Origin of the sequence: Devosia chinhatensis, from assembly GCF_000969445.1 — a bacterium.
GTDB lineage: Bacteria > Pseudomonadota > Alphaproteobacteria > Rhizobiales > Devosiaceae > Devosia > Devosia chinhatensis.
The window spans coordinates 1-435 of the sequence record NZ_JZEY01000002.1 but is presented as its reverse complement, the minus strand read 5'-3'; the positions used below and the strand labels follow the sequence as shown (position 1 = coordinate 435).

General features: G+C 43.0%; 1 protein-coding gene. It reads right to left on the bottom strand.

What is annotated here, in order from left to right:
- Positions 1-68: 68 nt before the first annotated feature.
- On the bottom strand, positions 69-435 hold a 367-nt coding region (locus tag VE26_RS19035), incomplete at its 5' end, for a hypothetical protein (protein ID WP_046103221.1).

Here is a 435-nt window from a genome sequence, read left to right as displayed (position 1 = left end):
CCTTTTTACTCTTCCTTCCTTTTTCCTTTCATTCCCCCGCTTCCTTTCTTCTTCTTCTCCTCCGGTCTCTACTTGCTTATGCCTGTTCGTTCACGTTCTTCCCTGCCCTCTCCTCCTTTTTCTTTCCTGTTGCCGGGTTTTTTTCTCCTCTTTCTCCTCCCTTCTCCTGTTTTCTTCCTCTCTCCCGTTTCATCGGGCCTGTCTCTTATACCCCTCTTACTCTCCCTCCCTTTCTCCTTCTTTTTTTCTCTTTTTTCTCCCTTTCTTTTTCTTTTCTCTTCTCTTCTCTTTTCTTCCTCCTCTTTCTTTTCTTTTTTTCTTTTTCTTTTCTTTTTCTTTCCTCTTTCCTTCTCCTCTCTCTCCCTCTCTTCTCTTCTCTTTCTTTCTCCTCTCTCCTTCTTCTCTCTCTCTTCTTTTTTCTCCCTTTCTTCCCTC